General features: G+C 70.5%; 15 protein-coding genes and 1 other RNA gene. 7 read left to right on the top strand and 9 right to left on the bottom strand.

Annotated elements, in window-relative coordinates:
* Positions 1–7: 7 nt before the first annotated feature.
* From AC0IY0_RS00280 to arsH, 6 genes are all read right to left on the bottom strand, one after another.
* Positions 8–1918: a peptidoglycan D,D-transpeptidase FtsI family protein gene (locus AC0IY0_RS00280; RefSeq protein ID WP_147938130.1), complete on the bottom strand. Its 1911-nt coding sequence runs from the start codon at positions 1916–1918 to the stop codon at positions 8–10.
* Positions 1919–1924: 6 nt separating this feature from the next.
* The gene (gene ftsL / locus AC0IY0_RS00275; protein ID WP_147856841.1) at positions 1925–2338 is read right to left on the bottom strand and encodes a cell division protein FtsL; all 414 of its coding nucleotides are present in this window, start codon (positions 2336–2338) and stop codon (positions 1925–1927) included.
* Entirely contained in the window at positions 2335–3402 is a 1068-nt protein-coding gene (rsmH, locus tag AC0IY0_RS00270; protein ID WP_471762773.1) for a 16S rRNA (cytosine(1402)-N(4))-methyltransferase RsmH, read from the bottom strand. Before rsmH ends, ftsL begins: the two co-directional genes overlap by 4 nt.
* A 404-nt stretch (positions 3403–3806) precedes the next feature.
* Positions 3807–4205, bottom strand: an RNA gene (gene rnpB / locus AC0IY0_RS00265) — RNase P RNA component class A.
* Between the two features lie 52 nt (positions 4206–4257).
* A complete protein-coding gene (locus AC0IY0_RS00260; RefSeq protein WP_147907446.1) occupies positions 4258–4698 on the bottom strand; it encodes a VOC family protein in 441 nt (146 codons plus the stop codon).
* 129 nt (positions 4699–4827) lie between these two features.
* Positions 4828–5574 carry an arsenical resistance protein ArsH gene (gene arsH, locus AC0IY0_RS00255; protein ID WP_471762772.1) on the bottom strand — a complete coding sequence of 249 codons (747 nt, stop codon included), beginning with the start codon at positions 5572–5574 and terminating at the stop codon, positions 4828–4830.
* A 50-nt stretch (positions 5575–5624) separates the two neighbouring features.
* Between arsH and AC0IY0_RS00250 the strand changes: the two genes are divergently transcribed.
* The 6 genes from AC0IY0_RS00250 (at position 5625) to AC0IY0_RS00225 (ending at position 14166) form a co-directional block, all read left to right on the top strand.
* Complete coding sequence (locus tag AC0IY0_RS00250; RefSeq protein ID WP_147907448.1) at positions 5625–5975, top strand: ArsR/SmtB family transcription factor; 351 nt, start codon at positions 5625–5627, stop codon at positions 5973–5975.
* Positions 5968–6408, top strand: coding sequence for an arsenate reductase (glutaredoxin) (arsC, locus tag AC0IY0_RS00245; RefSeq protein ID WP_471762770.1), 441 nt, complete (start codon positions 5968–5970; stop codon positions 6406–6408). The genes AC0IY0_RS00250 and arsC overlap by 8 nt, the downstream gene beginning before the upstream one ends.
* 27 nt (positions 6409–6435) lie before the next feature.
* On the top strand, positions 6436–7731 hold the full coding sequence (locus tag AC0IY0_RS00240) for an arsenic transporter (protein ID WP_471762769.1): 1296 nt from the start codon (positions 6436–6438) through the stop codon (positions 7729–7731).
* A 4-nt stretch (positions 7732–7735) separates the two neighbouring features.
* Positions 7736–8941, top strand: a complete 1206-nt coding sequence (locus tag AC0IY0_RS00235; RefSeq protein ID WP_471762768.1) for an MFS transporter — start codon at positions 7736–7738, stop codon at positions 8939–8941.
* Positions 8942–9034: 93 nt separating this feature from the next.
* Positions 9035–11656: an aminopeptidase N gene (pepN, locus tag AC0IY0_RS00230; protein WP_471762767.1), complete on the top strand. Its 2622-nt coding sequence runs from the start codon at positions 9035–9037 to the stop codon at positions 11654–11656.
* 179 nt (positions 11657–11835) lie between these two features.
* Positions 11836–14166 carry a PAS domain-containing sensor histidine kinase gene (locus AC0IY0_RS00225; RefSeq protein WP_461231841.1) on the top strand — a complete coding sequence of 777 codons (2331 nt, stop codon included), beginning with the start codon at positions 11836–11838 and terminating at the stop codon, positions 14164–14166.
* A gap of 13 nt (positions 14167–14179) precedes the next feature.
* On the opposite strand, the gene AC0IY0_RS00220 is transcribed toward AC0IY0_RS00225, so the two are convergent.
* Positions 14180–14434, bottom strand: a complete 255-nt coding sequence (locus AC0IY0_RS00220) for a hypothetical protein (protein WP_419830316.1) — start codon at positions 14432–14434, stop codon at positions 14180–14182.
* Between the two features lie 173 nt (positions 14435–14607).
* On the opposite strand from AC0IY0_RS00220, the gene AC0IY0_RS00215 reads away from it, so the two are divergent.
* Positions 14608–14892, top strand: coding sequence for a hypothetical protein (locus tag AC0IY0_RS00215; protein ID WP_147939368.1), 285 nt, complete (start codon positions 14608–14610; stop codon positions 14890–14892).
* Between the two features lie 56 nt (positions 14893–14948).
* Here the strand turns inward: AC0IY0_RS00215 and AC0IY0_RS00210 are convergent, their stop codons facing one another.
* Entirely contained in the window at positions 14949–16094 is a 1146-nt protein-coding gene (locus AC0IY0_RS00210; protein WP_471762765.1) for a GNAT family N-acetyltransferase, read from the bottom strand.
* The gene (locus AC0IY0_RS00205) at positions 16091–17446 is read right to left on the bottom strand and encodes a lipopolysaccharide biosynthesis protein (RefSeq protein WP_471762764.1); all 1356 of its coding nucleotides are present in this window, start codon (positions 17444–17446) and stop codon (positions 16091–16093) included. The genes AC0IY0_RS00210 and AC0IY0_RS00205 overlap by 4 nt, the downstream gene beginning before the upstream one ends.
* Positions 17447–17616 lie beyond the last annotated feature (170 nt).

The raw sequence follows: 17616 nt of genomic DNA, 5'->3' as shown, positions 1-17616 counted from the left end.
AGCACCATCATGGGCCGCCCAACTGGTTGATGTGGTAGGCATTGAGCTTGACCATCTGGGGGAACGGTCGCACCGGCGGCTCGAATTGCGGCGGCAACCCCAGGATCGGGGCGACCCGCTCGATCACCTTGCCGGTGACGACGCCCGAGTTCCACGCCGCCGTGGCGTAGCCGCCCGATTCCGGCAGGCCCTGTGGCTCGTCCATGATGGTGATGAAGAGGTATTTCGGGTCGTTCATCGGCGCCGCCGCCATGAAGGTGGTGAAGAGGCGGTTGTGGATGTACCGCCCGCCGATCACCTTCTCGGCCGTGCCGGTCTTGCCGCCGACGAAGTAGTACGGGACCGCCGCCTTCTTGGCAGAGCCCTCGGCCGCGTTGAGGCGCATGATGTAGCGCATCGCCTCGGAGGTCTGGCCGGAGAGGACGTGCGTGGCGCGGGCCTTGTCTTCGGGCGCCGCCTTCAGGAAGGTCGGGGTGATCAGGTCGCCACCGTTGGCGATGGCCGCGACCGCGGCCGCGGCCTGGATCGGTGCCACCGCGATGCCGTGGCCGAATGCGATCGTGATCGTGTTGATCTCGGTCCAGCGGGATGGGACGATCGGGGCGGCGCTCTCGGGCAGCTCGGTGCGGAGCCGGTCGAGCAGGCCCATCTTCTTCAGGAAGGCCTTGTGGCCGGGCACGCCGACGCCGAGCGCCATCTTGGCCGAGCCGATGTTCGACGAGTGCGTGAACACTTCCGGCATGGTGATGACCCGGTTGGTGCCGTGATACTCGTGGATCTTCTGCCGGCCCCAGTTCAGCACGCCGCCGCGGGTGTCGAAGGTCGAGTTGACGTTGTACTTGCCGGAATCGAGGGCCATGGCCAGCGTCATCGCCTTGAAGGTCGAGCCCATCTCGTAGACGCCGACATTCATGCGGTTGATGCGGTCGGGCGAGAGCGCGTCCTTCGGGTCGTTCGGGTCAAAGTCCGGCATCGAGACCAGCGCGATGACCTCGCCGGTCTTGACGTCGAGGATCATCGAGGCGCCGGCCTTGGCCTTGAAGTGGTCGATGCCCCAGGCCAGCTCGTCGCGCACGGCGAACTGGGCGCGCAGATCGATGGACAGCTGCACCGGCTTCAGGTCGGCCTGCTTGCTGACCAGCCCGAAGCTGTTGAGCGCCTGGAGGCCGGTCGAGTCGATGTACTTCTCCATGCCGGCGATGCCGACGCCGTCGAGATTGGTCGCGCCCAGGATGTGGGCGGCGGCGACACCGTTCGGGTAGACCCGCTTGTGGTCCGGCAGAAAGCCGATGCCGGGGATGCCCAGGCGGTGGACCTCGGCTTGTTGCTTCGGAGTGAGCTCGCGCTTCACCCAGACGAAGCCCGCGCCCTTCTTGTCCTTGCGCGAGGACAGCTTGGCGCGCAGCTCGGAGGCGTTGAGTTCCGGCAGGACCGCGGTCAGCAGCTCCACCGCCTCGTCCTTGTCGTAGATGTTTCCGGGCTCGGCGAAGACCGAGACGGTGCGGATGTCGGTGGCCAGGATCTCGCCGTTGCGGTCGACGATGTCGGGCCGGAACGCCGTCGAGGACGCGGCCGCGACCCGGTGCTCCTGGCTCGGCGGATCGCCGAACACGGCCATCATCAGCAGCTTGGCCGAAATCGTCCCGAACACCCCGACGAACACCAGCCCGACTAAAGCGACGCGCATGTGCGAGCGCTCGATGGCGAGCCGGAACATGCTCCGCACGAACGCCTTGGCGCGGACGGCACGCATGTCCGGGTGCAGCGCCCGGGCGGCGGCCTCGAGTGCCGACGCATCCTGCTCCGACACGGCGTAGTGCGCCGCCTCGTGGGCCGGTGCGTCGGTCTCCCGCACAGCGTGCTCCGAGATCTGCGCCTCGGCAGCCGCGTCTCTGATCTGGTCGGCGTCTTCGGACACGGGTGATTACCTCGAAGCGGTATTCGGGGTGCGGGTCGTGGTGACGGTGCGGGTGATCGAGCCGGTGGTGCGCGGCTCGATCCCGCCCTTGTCCTTGGGTGTCGCGGTCGCGGCGAGCAGCCGGCCGATCTCGTCGCCGCGCTCCGGGCGGGCGGGCAGGTCCGACAGGCGGGCCAGGTGGCTGGTCCCGATCGGCTCCAGCGCGAGGTGCTTGTCCACCGCGGCCTGGAGCCGGTCCGGCCGGGTCAGGAGCTGCCACTCGGCGCGCAGCACCGCGATCGCCTGCCGCTCCTTGTGCAGGGCGGTCTGCAGCTTCGAGACCTGACCGCCCTGGTAGAGCGTGTCGTACTTGATCGAGTAGGCGTAGATCGCCGAGGCCACGAGGCCGGCGACCGCCAGGAGGTTCAGCAGGCGGATCATCGGCGATGGCCCCCGCGGGCGGCGTCTGGCAGGCTCGCGAGCGCGTGGAGCGCCGCGAGCGGTTCGGGCAGATCGGATTCGGTGCGCTCCGCGGCCCGGAGCTTGGCCGAGCGGGCGCGCGGGTTGCGGGCGATCTCGGCCTCGCCCGGCAGGACCGGACCCTTGGTGACGAGGCGGAAGCTGCGGATCGTCTCCGCTTGGCCGACCGGCAGGTGCCGCGAGCCCTGGGCGGCCCGGCCGCTGCGGGCGGCGAAGAACTGCTTGACGATCCGATCCTCGAGGGAATGGAACGTCACCACCGCGAGCCGTCCGCCCGGGGCCAGGACCCGCTCGGCGGCGTGGAGCGCCCGCACCAACTCGCCGAGTTCGTCGTTCACGGCGATCCGGAGGCCCTGGAAGGTCCGGGTCGCGGGATGGATGTGGCTGCCGGGCTCGACCCACACCACGCTGGCGACCAGCTCGGCGAGCTGGGCGGTGGTCTCGATCCGGCCGCGGCGGCGGGCCTCGTGGATGGTCCGGGCCACGGCCCGCGAGCGCCGCTCCTCACCGTAATGATAGATGATGTCGGCCAGCACGGTCTCGTCGGCCTCGTTCACGAGGTCCGCGGCGCTGGGGCCGTCATTGCCCATCCGCATGTCGAGGGGGCCGTCGTTGCGGAACGAGAAGCCCCGCTCCGGGACGTCGAGCTGCATCGACGAGACGCCGATATCGAGCACGACTTGGTCGACGTGGCTTTCGCCGGCCTCGGTGAGCAGCGCGTCGAGATCCCCGAACCGGCCCGGCACGAGGCGCAGGCGCCCGCCGGCCTCGCAGGCCAGGGCCTGCCCGCCGGCGATCGCCAGCGGGTCGCGGTCGATGCCGATCACCTTGAGCGTCGGATCGGCCGCCAGCAGCGCGCGGGTGTAGCCGCCGGCTCCGAAGGTGCCGTCGACGGCGAGGCCGCCCTCGAGCTTGAGCGACTCGACGACTTCGCCGAGCAGTACCGGCACGTGAGGCTGGGCGGATGCGGCAGGTCCCTCGCGGTGCGCGGACGCCGTCTCGGCCGGGGGGCGGCGCCGAATCATGCGCGCCTCGCCGGGCCGGTGCGGAGACAATCGGGGGTTCGGCGCGATCCGGGGATTCCGGCGCGGATGCGGCTCGTGCGTCTCATGGTGCCCTGTGCCGGGCCGCGCGAGCGCGGCGCGCGTGACGGGAACGGCACCGGATGCGGAGCGCGCGAAACGCCGCGCACGGACGGGACCTGCACCTGTGCAGGTTACGTCCGGCGATCCGATACACGCCGTTGACGGGAGGATGCCGGGTATCATGGGCCTCGGAGGATCGTCAACGCGCGAGCCTGGCGCTGGCGAGCCGACAGATCTGACCCCGGTACGGTTAACCGAAGGTTTTTGCCGGGCGCGAATCTGGCACCTCGCGGAGCTTGTAGAGCTCGTCCGCGATCGCCGCGCCGGAGGGGTCCGGGGGTGGTTGGATCAGCCGGCCTATAAGCCGGGTTCTGTAAGGCCGGAACGCTCGCGCGCGCCGACGTGGCGGCCATTCCTCTGGGACGGTCGTTGCCGACCGCCTCGAGCAACCAACCCGGGCGACTGGCCTGGAGAGCGGGCCTGCCCTTCTCGCGAAGGGCGCGCCGCCCCTATTCGGTCTTGCTCCCGGTGGGGTTTGCCGTGCCGTCCGCGTTGCCGCGTCCGCGGTGCGCTCTTACCGCACCCTTTCACCCTGACCCCGGACGCGTCCGGGGCGGTCTGCTCTCTGTGGCACTGTCCCTGGGGTCGCCCCCGCCGGACGTTATCCGGCACCGTCTCTCCATGGAGCCCGGACTTTCCTCCCCGGACGCTGATGCACCCGGAGCGGCCGCCCGGCCGGCTGATCCGCGGGCAGATGCGCCCGCGCCGCCGTCCGGGTCAAGAGTCGCAGATGGATTACCAGCTGCCGGTGTTCTCCATCGACGTCCAGGGCTCCTGCGGCTCCTTGGCGGCGCCCTTCTGCAGGATCTCGATCGAGATGCCGTCCGGCGACTTCACGAAGGCCATGTAGCCGTCGCGGGGCGGGCGATTGATGGTCACGCCCTTGTCCTGGAGCTGGGTGCAGAAGGCGTAGATGTCGTCGACCTGGTAGGCGAGGTGCCCGAAGTTGCGGCCGCCCGAATAGGTCTCCGGGTCCCAATTGTAGGTCAGCTCGACCAGCGGCGACTTGGTCGCCTGTGCCCGCTCGACATCGCCTGGGGCGGCCAGGAAGACCAGGGTGAAGCGGCCCTTCTCGTTCTCGACGCGGCGGACTTCCTTAAGCCCGAACGCGCCGACGTAGAAGGCGAGCGCCCGGTCGAGATCGGCCACCCGGACCATGGTGTGCAGGTATTCCATCTGGCGGCTATCCCTCTTTCGGAGCGAGGGCCGTCACGACGCCCTCAGCGGAAACGAACATGACCGGCGGGGCCGGCCTCCGTCCTAGCTAGAGCGCGCGTCCCCGGCCGAGTAGGCCACCCGGGCCGGTCATGGCTTGCCGATGCCGATATCGTCTGCCACCGCCCGCAGCCGCTCCGGCTTCCGCTCCTTACGCTCGCTGTAGCGGTCGACCAGATAGTCGGCCCGCTCGCGGGTCAGCAGCGTGAACTTCATCAACTCCTCGCAGACATCGACCACGCGCTCGTACAGCGGCCCCGCCTTCATCCGGCCGGCCGCGTCGAACTCCCGGTAGGCCATGGGCACGGAGGATTGGTTGGGGATGGTGATCATCCGCATCCACCGCCCGAGCAGGCGCAGGCTGTTCACCGCGTTGAAGCTCTGCGAGCCGCCCGAGACCTGCATCACCGCCAGGGTGCGCCCCTGCGTCGGCCGCACCGAGCCTTCGCTGAGCGGCAGCCAGTCGATCTGGCTCTTCATCACGCCGGTGAGATTGCCGTGGCGCTCCGGCGAGACCCAGACCTGCCCCTCCGACCACAGCGACAGCGCGCGCAGTTCCTGCACCTTCGGGTGGTCGGCCGTGGCATCGTCGGGCAGCGGCAGGCCGTGCGCATCGTAGATCCGGACCTCGCCTCCCATGGCTTCGAGCAGGCGCGCCGCTTCCTGGGCCAGGAACCGGCTGAACGAGCGCTCGCGCAGCGAGCCGTACAGGATCAGGAAGCGCGGCGCGTGCGCATAGGGAAGCGCGATTGCAAGCTGCGCCGCGCTCGGCACCGCAAAATGGGGGCGGCTGAGATTCGGGAGGCTGTCGTCGAAGGGCTGGGCGGGCTTGTCCACGGTCAGGCATTCTCGTATGTTCGTACGATCGTTTGATTGTAGAAACGAAAATGGACGAACCGCAAGCCCTCGCGGCCTTCATGGCGCTTGGTCAGGAGCACCGGTTGCGGGCGCTGCGGGCGCTGGTGAAGGCCGGCCCGGACGGCATGGCCTCCGGGGCGCTGGCCGGCGCCATCGGCGTGTCCGCCTCGACCATCTCCTTCCACCTGAAGGAGCTGCAGCAGGCTGGACTGATCGGATCGCGCCGTGCCGGGCGCTCGATCATTTATAGTGTCGCCTATCCGGTTCTCGCCAGTTTGGTCGCATTCCTCATGACGGATTGCTGCCAGGGACACCCGGAGATCTGCGCGCCCGCGCTCGCCGCCTGCGGCCCCGGAACCAACGAGGTGGACCATGCCTGATTGCGCCTTCGACGTGGTGATCTACCACAACCCGGATTGCGGCACCGCGCGCAACACCCTGGCGATGATCCGCAACGCCGGCATCGAGCCGCACGTCGTCGAGTACCTCAAGACACCGCCAGCCAGGGCACTGCTCGAGCAACTCCTTGCCCGCGCCGGCCTCTCGGTTCGGAATGCGCTGCGCGAGAAGGGCACGCCCTATGCCGAACTCGGCCTCGCCGACCCGGCCCTGACCGACGCGCAGCTGCTGGATGCCATCCAGGCGCACCCGATCCTGCTCAACCGGCCGCTCGTGGTCAGCCCGAAGGGTGTCCGGCTGTGCCGGCCGTCCGAGCGGGTGCTCGAGCTGCTGCCGCAGCAGCAGGGCGCGGTCGTCAAGGAAAGCGGCGAACCGGTGGTGGACGAAGTCGGCCGCCGCGTCGGTCTCGCCTGACCCGGCGCCGGAAAGATCCCCGTCCGCATGCTCGCGCTCGTCATCTTCGTCGTCACCCTGATTTTCGTCATCTGGCAGCCGGGGGGATTCGGGATCGGCTGGAGTGCCCTGATCGGTGCGGGCGTGGCCCTCGCCACGGGGGTGATCCAGCCGGCCGACGTGCCGGAGGTCTGGCACATCGTCTGGGACGCGACCTTCACCTTCGTGGCCCTGATCATCATCTCGCTGCTGCTGGACGAGGCCGGCTTCTTCCACTGGGCGGCGTTGCACGTCGCCCGATGGGGCGGCGGGCGGGGCCGGTGTCTGTTTCCCCTGGTGGTGGTGCTGGGCGCCGCCATCGCGGCCGTGTTCGCCAATGACGGGGCGGCGCTGCTGCTGACGCCGATCGTGCTGGCGATCCTGTTGAAGCTCGCGTTCAAGCCGCAGGCCGCCCTGGCCTTCATCGTCGCCTGCGGATTCGTGGCGGATTCCACCAGCCTGCCGCTGGTGATCTCCAACCTGGTCAACATCGTCTCGGCGAACTTCTTCGCCATCACCTTCGGGCGTTACGCCGCCGTGATGGTGCCGGTCGATCTGGTGTCGCTCGCCGCCACGCTGCTGGTTTTGGGGCTGTATTTTCGGTCCGCGCTGCCGGTCACCTACCCGGTCGACGAGCTGGAATCGCCCCGCGACGCGATCCGCGACCCGCTGCTGTTCCGGGCGGCGTTCCCGCTGCTCGGCCTGCTGCTCGGGGCCTACTTCGTCACGGCGCCGTTCGGGGTGCCGGTCTCGGTGGTCACCTGCGCGGGCGCGGCCATGCTCCTGCTCCTCGCCCGGACGGGCGGCCGCATCCCGATCCGCAAGGTGCTGGCCGGCGCGCCGTGGCAGATCGTGCTGTTCAGCCTCGGCATGTACCTGGTGGTCTACGGGCTCCGGAATGCCGGGCTGACCGATGCGCTGGCCGGCGCCCTGGTTTGGCTCGCCGGTTACGGGCCGCTTGCGGCGACGCTCGGGGCGGGCTTCGGTGCCGCGATCCTGTCCTCGGTCATGAACAACATGCCGAGCGTGCTCATCGGTGCGCTGGCGATCCAGCAGGCGCCCGACCTGTCGCCGCTGATGCGCGAACTGATGATTTACGCCAATGTGATCGGCTGCGACCTCGGCCCGAAAATCACCCCGATCGGCAGCCTCGCCACGCTGCTGTGGCTGCACGTTCTGGCGAGCAAGGGACAGCGGATCGGCTGGGGCCAGTACATGCGGATTGGCCTCGTCATCACCGTGCCGGTGCTGCTCGTCGCCCTGCTGGCCCTGGCCCTGTGGCTGCCCCTGCTCGGGACGGGATGATCCGGTGGCAGATCGGACCCGCCGCTGGCCGGTGATCTCCGCGCTGGGCGTCGTGCAGATCCTCGCCTGGGGCTCGACCTACTACCTCCCGGCCGTGATGGCCGAGCCGATCGCCCGGGATACCGGATGGCCGCTGGCCTGGATCGTCGGCGGCCTGTCCCTCGGTCTGCTGGTTGCGGCAGTGGTGTCGCCGCGCGTCGGGAGCGTCATCCAGGCGCGCGGGGGGCGGCCGGTCCTGGCTCTGGCGGCCCTGCTGCTGGCGGCGGGCCTCACGGTGCTGGGCCTGTCCCCGACCCTGCCGGTCTTCCTGGCCGGTTGGCTGATCCTCGGCGTCGGCATGGGCTGTGGCCTGTACGATCCTGCCTACGCCACCTTGGGACGCCTGTACCGCGCCGAGGCGCGGTCCGCGATCACGGCTCTGACGCTGGTGGGCGGCTTCGCCAGCACCGTGTGCTGGCCGCTCACGGCGTTCCTGGTCGCGCAGGTCGGCTGGCGGGGGACCTGCTTCGCCTATGCCGGCCTGCACATGACGGTGACGCTGCCGCTGGTCCTCGCGCTGATCCCGCCGGCCCCTCCCCCGGCGGTGGTGACGACCGGGCAAGGGGCGCCCGTCGTACCGCTGACGGACTGGCAGGTCCGGGCCTTCCTGCTGATGGCCGGCGTGCTGGTGCTCGGCGGCACCATCATGGCGCTGGTCTCGGTGCACCTGCTGACCCTGCTGCAGGCCCGGGGCGTCACCCTCGCCACCGCCGTCGCGTATGGCGGCCTGATCGGGCCGTCGCAGGTCGCCGCGCGGCTGATCGAGATCGCCAACCGGGGCCGGCATCACCCGCTCTGGACGCTGACCGCTGCCTTCGCGCTGGTCGCCTGCGGGCTGCTGCTGCTGGCGTCGCACGAGCCGGTGATCGGCCTCGCCCTGATGATCTATGGGGCCGGCAACGGCGTCTACTCGATCGCGCGCGGTACCGTACCCCTCGTGCTGTTCGGGCCCGACCAGTATGCCGGGCTCGTCGGCCGGCTGGCCCGGCCCGCGCTGGTGGCTCAAGCTATTGCGCCGCCGCTCGGCGCCTTCCTGCTGGAGCGGATCGGGCCCGACGCCCTGTGGGGCCTGCTGGCGCTGCTCGCCGCCATCAACCTCGGCCTGATCGGCGGGCTGTGGCGGCTGAAGGGCGCGGCTCAGAATCGTCCCAGGTGCGGCACGACGCGCTGAGGTTTCCGATCATGGGCCCTCACGCCCCGACCGCGTTGCGCCGGGCCGCGCGAGGGACCAGAACGGGCCAGCCCCCGATCCGGAGAGAGCCGAATGCGCACCGAGACGCCGCCGCTGATCCGCCTGGAGGAATACCGGCCGAGCGACTATCTGATCGACCGCGTCGACCTCGATATCCGTCTCGATCCGCACGCCACGCGGATCGACGCGACCCTGGCCCTGCGTCCGAACCTCGGCGGCCGCGCGGGCGCGCCGCTTCATCTCGACGGTGACGACCTCCGGCTGGTCTCGGTCACCCTCGACGGTACGGCGCTCGCCGCGGATGCCTACACGGCCACGCCATCGGGCTTCGGCCTGCACGCACCGCCCGGGCAGCCATTTACCTTACGCCTCGTCACCGAGATCGACCCGACCGCCAACACCAAGCTGATGGGCCTCTACCGGTCGAACGGGGTCTACTGCACCCAGTGCGAGGCCGACGGCTTCCGGCGGATCACATACTTCCTCGACCGCCCCGACGTCATGGCGGTCTACACCACTCGGATCGAGGCGGACCGGGCCGAGGCTCCGGTTCTGCTCGGCAACGGCAACCTCGTCGAATCCGGTTCCGCCGGGACCGATCGGCATTTTGCGATCTGGCACGACCCGCACCCGAAGCCCGCCTACCTGTTCGCCCTGGTCGGCGGCCGGCTCGGCCAGGTCGAGACGCGCTTCACCACGATGGAGGGGCGCGCCGTCACCTGCGCGGTCTACGTCGAGCCCGGCAAGGAGGACCGCGCCGGCTACGCCCTCGACGCGGTGGTCCGCTCGATGCGCTGGGACGAGACCGCCTTCGGCCGTCCCTACGACCTCGACGTGTTCAACGTCGTCGCGGTGTCCGACTTCAACATGGGCGCCATGGAGAACAAGGGCCTCAACATCTTCAACGACAAGTACGTTCTAGCGAGTCCGGAGACCGCCACCGACGGGGATTACGCGGCGATCGAGGCGATCATCGCCCACGAGTATTTCCACAATTGGTCGGGCAACCGGGTCACGTGCCGGGACTGGTTCCAGCTCTGCCTCAAGGAGGGGCTGACGGTCTTCCGCGACCAGGAATTCTCCTCCGACATGCGCTCCCGGCCGGTCCACCGGATCGCCGAGGTCCGGTCCCTGCGGGCGCGGCAGTTCCCCGAGGATGCCGGCCCCCTCCGCCACCCCGTGCGGCCGCGCGCCTATGCCGAGATCAACAACTTCTACACGGCGACCGTCTACGACAAGGGCGCCGAGATCGTCCGGATGCTGCGCACGCTGATCGGCCCGGACGCGTTCCGGGCCGGCATGGACCGCTACTTTGCCGATAATGACGGCCGCGCCGCCACCGTCGAGGACTTCTTGGCCGCCTTCGCGGCCGTGACGGGCCGCGACCTCTCGGCCTTCGCCCGCTGGTACGAGCGGCCGGGAACGCCGCGCCTGACGGCGACCATGGCGTACGATCCGGCTGCGTCCCGCTGCACCCTGCGGTTCACCCAGAGCCTGCCCGGCGAGGGCGGCCGGGACACGCCGCCGCTGGTGATCCCGGTGGCGCTCGGGCTGGTCGGCGCCGCGGGACCGCTTTCGGGCGCGACCTGCCCGGATGTGCGAGACGGCATCTTCGTCCTCGACGAGACAGAGGCCGAGATCGTGTTCGACGGGGTCACCGAGGAACCCGTGCCGTCGCTGATGCGCGACTTCTCGGCCCCGGTGCGCCTGGATTTCGCGCTGACCGACGCCCAGCGCTTGCGCCTGCTCGCGCAGGACAACGATCCGTTCAACCGCTGGCAGGCGGCGCAGGACGTGGCCCTCCGACTCATCCTCAACCCCGATCCTGCCCGGGCCGACGCGTTCGCGGAGGCGCTCGGGCGCTTCCTGGACGGCGAGGCGCTGTCCGACCCTGCTTTCGCAGCCCTGGTTCTGGCCCTGCCGAGCGAGGGCGAGGCCGCGGACGCGCTGCTGTCGGACGTCGATCCCGATGCGATCCACCGGGCCCGGTTCGCGCTGCGGGCGCATCTCGGCCAAGTCCTGCGGCCGCGCCTGGAGCGGCTCGACGCCGCCCTCGCGGCAGCCGACGACGCGGCGTACAGCCCGGACGCGGCGTCGGCCGGGCGCCGGTCCCTGCGCAACGCCGCCCTCGACCTGATCGCGGCGGGCGACCCCGAGACCGGGGCATCGCGCGCCGCGGACCGTCTGGCGCGCGCCACCAACATGACCGACCGGTTGGCAGCGCTCGGGATCCTGGCGCTGATCCCCGGTCAGGCCCGGGAGGGCGCGCTGGCGGGCTTCGCGGAGCGCTTCGCCGACGAGCCGCTCGTCCTCGATAAGTGGTTCGCCATCCAGGCTCAGATCCCCGAATCCGGGACCTTGGAACGAATCGCCCGGCTGAAGTCCCATCCGGCCTTCACCATGACCAACCCGAATCGGGTGCGTGCCGTGGTGGGAAGCTTCGCCTTCGGCAACCCGACTCAGTTCGCTCGGGCCGATGGCGCCGGTTTTTCGCTCGTCGCCGATACGGTCGCGGCCCTCGATTCGGCCAACCCACAGGTTGCTGCGCGGCTCCTGACGGCCTTCGGATCCTGGCGTCGGCTGGAAAAATCGCGGGCTGCCAAAGCCGGCGAAATGCTTAATCGGATCAAGGCCATCCCGGGCCTCTCGCGGGACTCCGCGGACATCGTCGCGCGCACCCTCGGAGGCGGCTAAGATACTGAACTTGCGGTAGAAAACGATTCTCTGGCCGAGTCCGAACCCAGGGGGTGCGTCAAGGCCGAATGGTAAAAAATCCGTGGACAAGCGCCCCTCGAAGATGGTTGTATTCAATCAGATTCGGGGCGCGCGAGACGCCGCGGACGGATCGCAGTTCCCAAGGGTGAGGTTCGGCCATGCCGGAGGCGGCTTCCGCTTCCTTCTCCGCGCGTGCGGAATCGAGTCTTGCCGTTTCCTGGCCGATGCGCGTCCAGGATCCGCGGCTCGGTCTGGTCGAGCGGTGGCTGCGCTACGCCGTGCCGGGCATCCTGGCGGTGTTCCTCGCTTGCCTGATCGGCCTTGCGGCACTCCACATCCAGGGCCAGAAGGCCGAGATCCTGGCCGGCGCCAAGGCCGAGGTCGAGGGTTTCGCCCGGCTGGCCGCCCGGGCGATCACGTCGGCCGGTGGCCGGGCGGGCGATCTGCGTGCGCTGTTGCCGGAGAGCGAGCGGCACCCGGGGCGCCGCCTGCTGCTGCTTCGGCCCGATGCCCGCATCGCCGCCGCCCACCCGCCGCTGCCCGCCAGCTCGACGACCCTGGCCGAGGTGCTCGGTGAGAGCGAGCCGCTCTCGGGCCTGGGCGAGCGCGCCGGTGCCATGGCCCTCGACCTGCCCGGCGGCGAGAGCGTGCTGGCGGCCATCCACAGCCTGCCCGACGGGGCCGGTCAGGTCGCCGTACTTCAGCCGATCGAGCCGCTGATGCGCGGCTGGAGCGCGCGGGCCCGGGACCAGATCGTCCTGGTCGCCGCCGCGATCCTGGTGATCGTCGGCGTGGGCCTCGCCTATGGGTTGCAGAGCCGGCAGGCGACCCGCGCCGACCGTGCCCGCGAACAGATCCGCGGCCGCCTGGAGACCGCCCTGCGCCGCGGCGCCTGCGGGCTGTGGGACTGGGACATCGCCCGGGGCCGGATCTACTGGTCGGATTCCATGTACGCCCTGCTCGGCTACCAGCGGCAGCACGAATATCTCTCCTTCGGGGCCGTGAACGCCCTGGTCCATCCCGACGACGGCGACCTCTACAGCCTGGCCCGTGGCCTCGCCGCCAACCAGACCTGCGTCGATCATGCCTTCCGGATGCGCGGGGCCGACGGCGCCTATGTCTGGCTGCGCGCCCGGGCCGAAGTGATGCCGGATGCCACTGATGGTGGCCGCCACCTCGTCGGCATCGCCACCGACATCACCGAGCAGCGGGCGTTGGAGGAGACCAACGCGGCCTCCGACATGCGCCTGCGTGACGCCGTCGAGGCGATCTCGGAAGCCTTCGTGCTCTGGGATACCGGCAACCGCCTCGTCCTGTGCAATTCGAAGTTCCGCCACCTCCACGCCCTCAGCCCCGAGGACGCGCAATCGGGCCGGAGCTACATCGACGTGATGGGCCGGGGCGTGCTGCCCCAGGTCCGACGCGAATCCCCCGAGGCCAACCTGGCGCTTACCGGGCTAGCGGCCCGGACCTTCGAGGCCGAGCTGACCGACGGCCGCTGGCTGCAGATCAGCGAACGCCGGACCAAGGACGGCGGCTATGTCTCGGTCGGCACCGACATCACCAGCCTGAAGCGCCATCAGGAGCAGCTTCAGGCCTCGGAGCGCGAACTGATCGAGACCGTCAAGGACCTCAAACGCTCCCGCCGTACCCTCGAACTCCAGACCCAGCAGCTCGCCGATCTGGCCGAGCGCTACCTCGACCAGAAGGCCGCGGCCGAGGCCGCCAGCCAAGCCAAGTCCGAGTTCCTGGCCAACATGAGCCACGAGCTGCGCACCCCGCTCAACGCGATCATCGGCTTCGCCGACGTTATGGAGAACGCGGTTCTCGGACCTCTCGGCACCCCTCGCTACACCGAGTATTGCCGCGACATCCGCGAGAGCGGCTCGCACCTGCTTTCGATGATCGACGACATCCTCAACATGGCCCGGCTCGAGGCGCGGCGGGTGCGGCTGAACCCGCGGACGATTCCCGCCGATGCCGCCGTCGCATCGGTTCTCGGCCTCGTCGAGGCGGCCGCCCGGGAAAAGGGGATCGCGGTCGGCATCGACGTGCAGCCCGGGATCGAGCTGCTGGCCGATCCGAGTGCGATGCAGCAGATCCTGGCCAACCTCGTGCAGAACGCCGTGAAGTTCACACCGGCCGGGGGCCGCATTGCGGTGCGCGTCCGCCGCGCGGGGGCCAGCACTCACCTGTTCGTCGAGGATAGCGGCATCGGGATCCCGCGCGCCGACCTCGCCCGCCTCGGCCGGCCATTCACCCAGGTCGAGGCGCAGATGACCCGCAGCCACAAGGGCTCGGGGCTGGGGCTGGCGATCACCCGCTCCATGGTCGAGCTGCACGGCGGCTCCCTGCGGATCCGCTCCGAGGAGACGGTCGGCACTGTCGTCCTGGTGCGCCTGCCAGCCCCGGCCCCCGAGCAGACGGACCGCCTCGGCCGCGCTGTCGCCGCACCCCGGAATGACGGTCGCAAGTCGGCCGCTGCCTGAGCCGGCCGGCGCGTCACCGGCTCGTGTCGAGGCCGCCCATCCGCGCCAGCCGACCCTGCTCGACCTGCCAGCGGGCATCGGCCACGGCGCGTGTGAGGCGTCGGATCCGCCAGCGGCGATAGGGCGAGAGGTATCCCCATCCGCCGAGTCCGGCCTCGTGACGGCGCAGGCGCCGCAGCAGGTCCGGCAGCAGCGCCGAGGCCGCGTCGGCGGTGGCGATCTCGATGGCGCGCAGCTCGGCCCGGAACTCCGCCTTCCAATCCTCCATGGCGACTTCCCCGTGCCGACCCGAACCTATGCGGCGAACCGTCGTTGGTCGCCGGCCGGTGGGCCCGGGGCTCGCCCGCGACACGGAATCGCCCCCACAGAACGCGTGTCGCGATCCAGCGTTTCCCTCGCAAAGGATCCGCTTTCCGGATCGAACTTCGGGAGACATCAACGATGCGTTCAAGGACTACGCTTCGCCTCACCCTCTCCGCCCTGCTCGGTCTGGCGACTGCCCCGGCTCTGGCCCAGAGCGTCGGCTACGCCACCGGCTTTCCGGGTAAGGACCCGGCCGGCGACGAGGAGATCGGTTGGGGGCCGGCCTACCGGCCCGAGACCAGCTTTGCCCAGCCCGGCACGCCGCCGACGCCCGGCCAGATCGCGGGACGGGCCTATCGAGCCCGAACCGGGCACGGCGTCTACGACCAGGTCCAGGGTGAGGGTCCATACCGCAGCCGGTAGGGCATCGTCCCGAAGCGCCCGGCGTCCGATAGATGACGCCGCATATGGCGTGAACGTCAGCGCCGCCGCAACGCTCTCTTGGCTGCGGCGCGCGCCTCGTGCTCGAACCGGGCCAGCCGCAGGCGCCGCTCGAGGGATAGGGTCCGATCCCCCGGCGGCAGGGCGATGAGTTCGGCCACCTGCGTGCGCTCGCGGTAGAGGTCTTCGAGGGCCGAGCCATCGAGCGTCGCCGAGTCGAGCCTGTCGGCGAAGCCGGTCTCGTGGCAGACGCGCACGATGTCTGCCTCCAGCAGCAGGCCGGGGGCATGGTTGCGCAGATCCTCGTCGTAGGCTGTCTTGAGCAGCGTCGCGGTGCCACCGGAGACCAAGGCGAGGCTGACCGCGATCGGCCGGCCATCGAGCGTCAACGCATCCGCCCGGACCGCGACCGGGCCGGACACATCGGTGAACAGGGCGCGGGCGAGCGTCTCGGTCTCGGGCCGGCAGGCCATGGCGGTCCCGGCCTCGCCCTTCCAGCCCCGGCGTTCGAGGGCGAGGAACGCCGCGACCAACGCGGCGAGATCCGGGCCATGCGTGGCGCTCACATGCGCGAGGCTACCGATCTCGCCGAGCCGACGGGCGCGGCGACGCAGATCCTTGAACCGAGAGCGGTTCGGGTGCCCGGCCAGGAAGGCGGTGTGGTCCTCCCGGCGTTCCATCACCGGGCGCTCGAACGCCGCCACCGTGCCGATGGCCCAACCGCGCGCGCGCATGGCCGCGAGCATCTCCGGGATCACTCCGTCCTGCACCGGCAGGAGCGGCCAGCGCCAGGCCCGGCCGCCGGACGCCTGATCCAGGCCGGTGACCAGGGCCGCGACGGTCGCGGCGCGCTCGGGTCCGTCGATCACCAGGGGCGTCGTGGCCGTCACCAGCGGTGACAGGAACGGCCGTGCGACCCGGCCACCGAGGCCGGTGAGGTCGCGCCGGAACGCGAACGGCAGGAGCGCGGACAGGCGATCCCCGCGGTGAACCGTGACGAAGCTCACAGCCGCCGGAAGCATCCCGGCGGCTTGGTGCGCGGCGATCGTTTGGCGTGCGTAATGCGGGTGGGGCGTGGCGCTCGCGGCGAACAGCGCGTCCCACGCCTCTGGCTCCGGTGCCGCGCCGACCGAGACCGACAGGTCGGACGCTCTCACGCGCGCGGCGGCCGCGTGGACAATCATCGCGTCGCTCCTGTGGACCAGATCGGGGTCGGCAGCCCGTGCAGGCGTCCCGCGGCGGCGGCCAGCAGCATGGCGCGGGCGATCGTCGCCAGCGCCACTGCGAGCGCGGCGCCCAGGGTTCCAAAGGACGGAATCAGGGCCAAGCACAGGAGCGCGGCGGCAACCAGCATGGCGGCGGTGATGCCGGCACAGAGGCGCTCCCCGCCCAGCATGGTCAGCAGGTCCTCGCCGGGGCCGAACAAGCTGGCGGCGACGCTCCCGGCCACCAGCACGGCCAGGATCGGGACGCTGGAGCCGAGCCCGGGGCCAAACATCGCTAGCAGGAGGGGGCTTGCGACCACGATCCCGGCCCCGACCAGCAGGGTGGCGGCGGCGGTCAGCCGGCCCTGGCGGCGGACGAGGTCGGCGAGCAGCGGGCGGTCGGCCTGGGCATTGGCGGCACTGTAGCGCTGAAGCGTCGCCGCGCTGGCGGCGAAGTGCACGAACACTACGAATTGCTGGATCCGGGTCGCCGCGAAGTAAAGGCCGAGCTCGGCCGGGCTCACCAGGGCGCCGAGCACGATCACGTCGACGAAGGTGAAGCCGGCATTGGCCAGGTCGATCCCGGCGATCGGCAGGCTCGTGCCGAGCCAAGTCCGCCAATGATAGCGATGCGGCCCGGCCGGCAGGTCCGCCCGCAGGCGCGCCACGAGCAGGGCGGCCTGAAGCGCGGTGGCGATCGCGGCCGCGACCAGCATGCAGGCCATCGCGACTTCGGCCCGGGGCGGGGCTCCGAGCAGGACGGCGCCGACCATGCAGGCCATCATCAGGCTCTGGCGCAGCAGGTAGGGCGGCGCGATCGCGAGCCCGACCCAGTTCTGGCTTCGCGCCACCCCTTCGAGGTAATCCTGGAGGGCGAAGAGCGGCATCACGCACAAAGCCACCGCGATCGGCGCGCGGTATGCCGATGCGAACAAGCTCGGCTCCAGCCACAGCAGGGCCGCGCCGAGACCGGCCACGCTGACGGCTGCCCCGCCGGTCACCAGGGCACCGACCCGGATATAGCCGCGGGCCAGGTCGAGATCGCCCCGAGCCTGGTCGCCCGGAACGAACCGGCAGGCGCCCTGCGACAGACCGAGGGTGAGCGTGTGGCCCAGCATCGCGGTCCAGACCCACACCGACGCGAAGACCCCGTAGGCGTCCCAGCCCATCAACCGGGCGGCGAGCACCTGTGCCGCGTAGGCGAAACCGGCGGCGCCGACCCGGATTGCGAAGACCGTGAGCGCCGCCCGCCCTGGCCCGGCCCGCAGGGCGTCGAGGCGCCGAGCGGCGGCGGCGAGCAGGGGGCGGGCTGGGACGGCCGTGGTTGACACTACGCGCTCCGCACCGGGCTATTCTCGCGCATCATCCCGAAAGCGGGGTCGGCCTTCAAAGCCGGATGATGCCCATCGATCCCGTGAAGGCGGCGCCAGGAACCTGATATCCTCGGATGCGGGATCTTCGGATCCTGTATCCAGAACGTTGTTCCAGTAACCGCCGAAGA

Source organism: Methylobacterium sp. AC315 (assembly GCF_979253755.1).
Note: the sequence above shows the minus strand (reverse complement) of the source record. Positions and strands in the feature narration are given on the sequence as shown.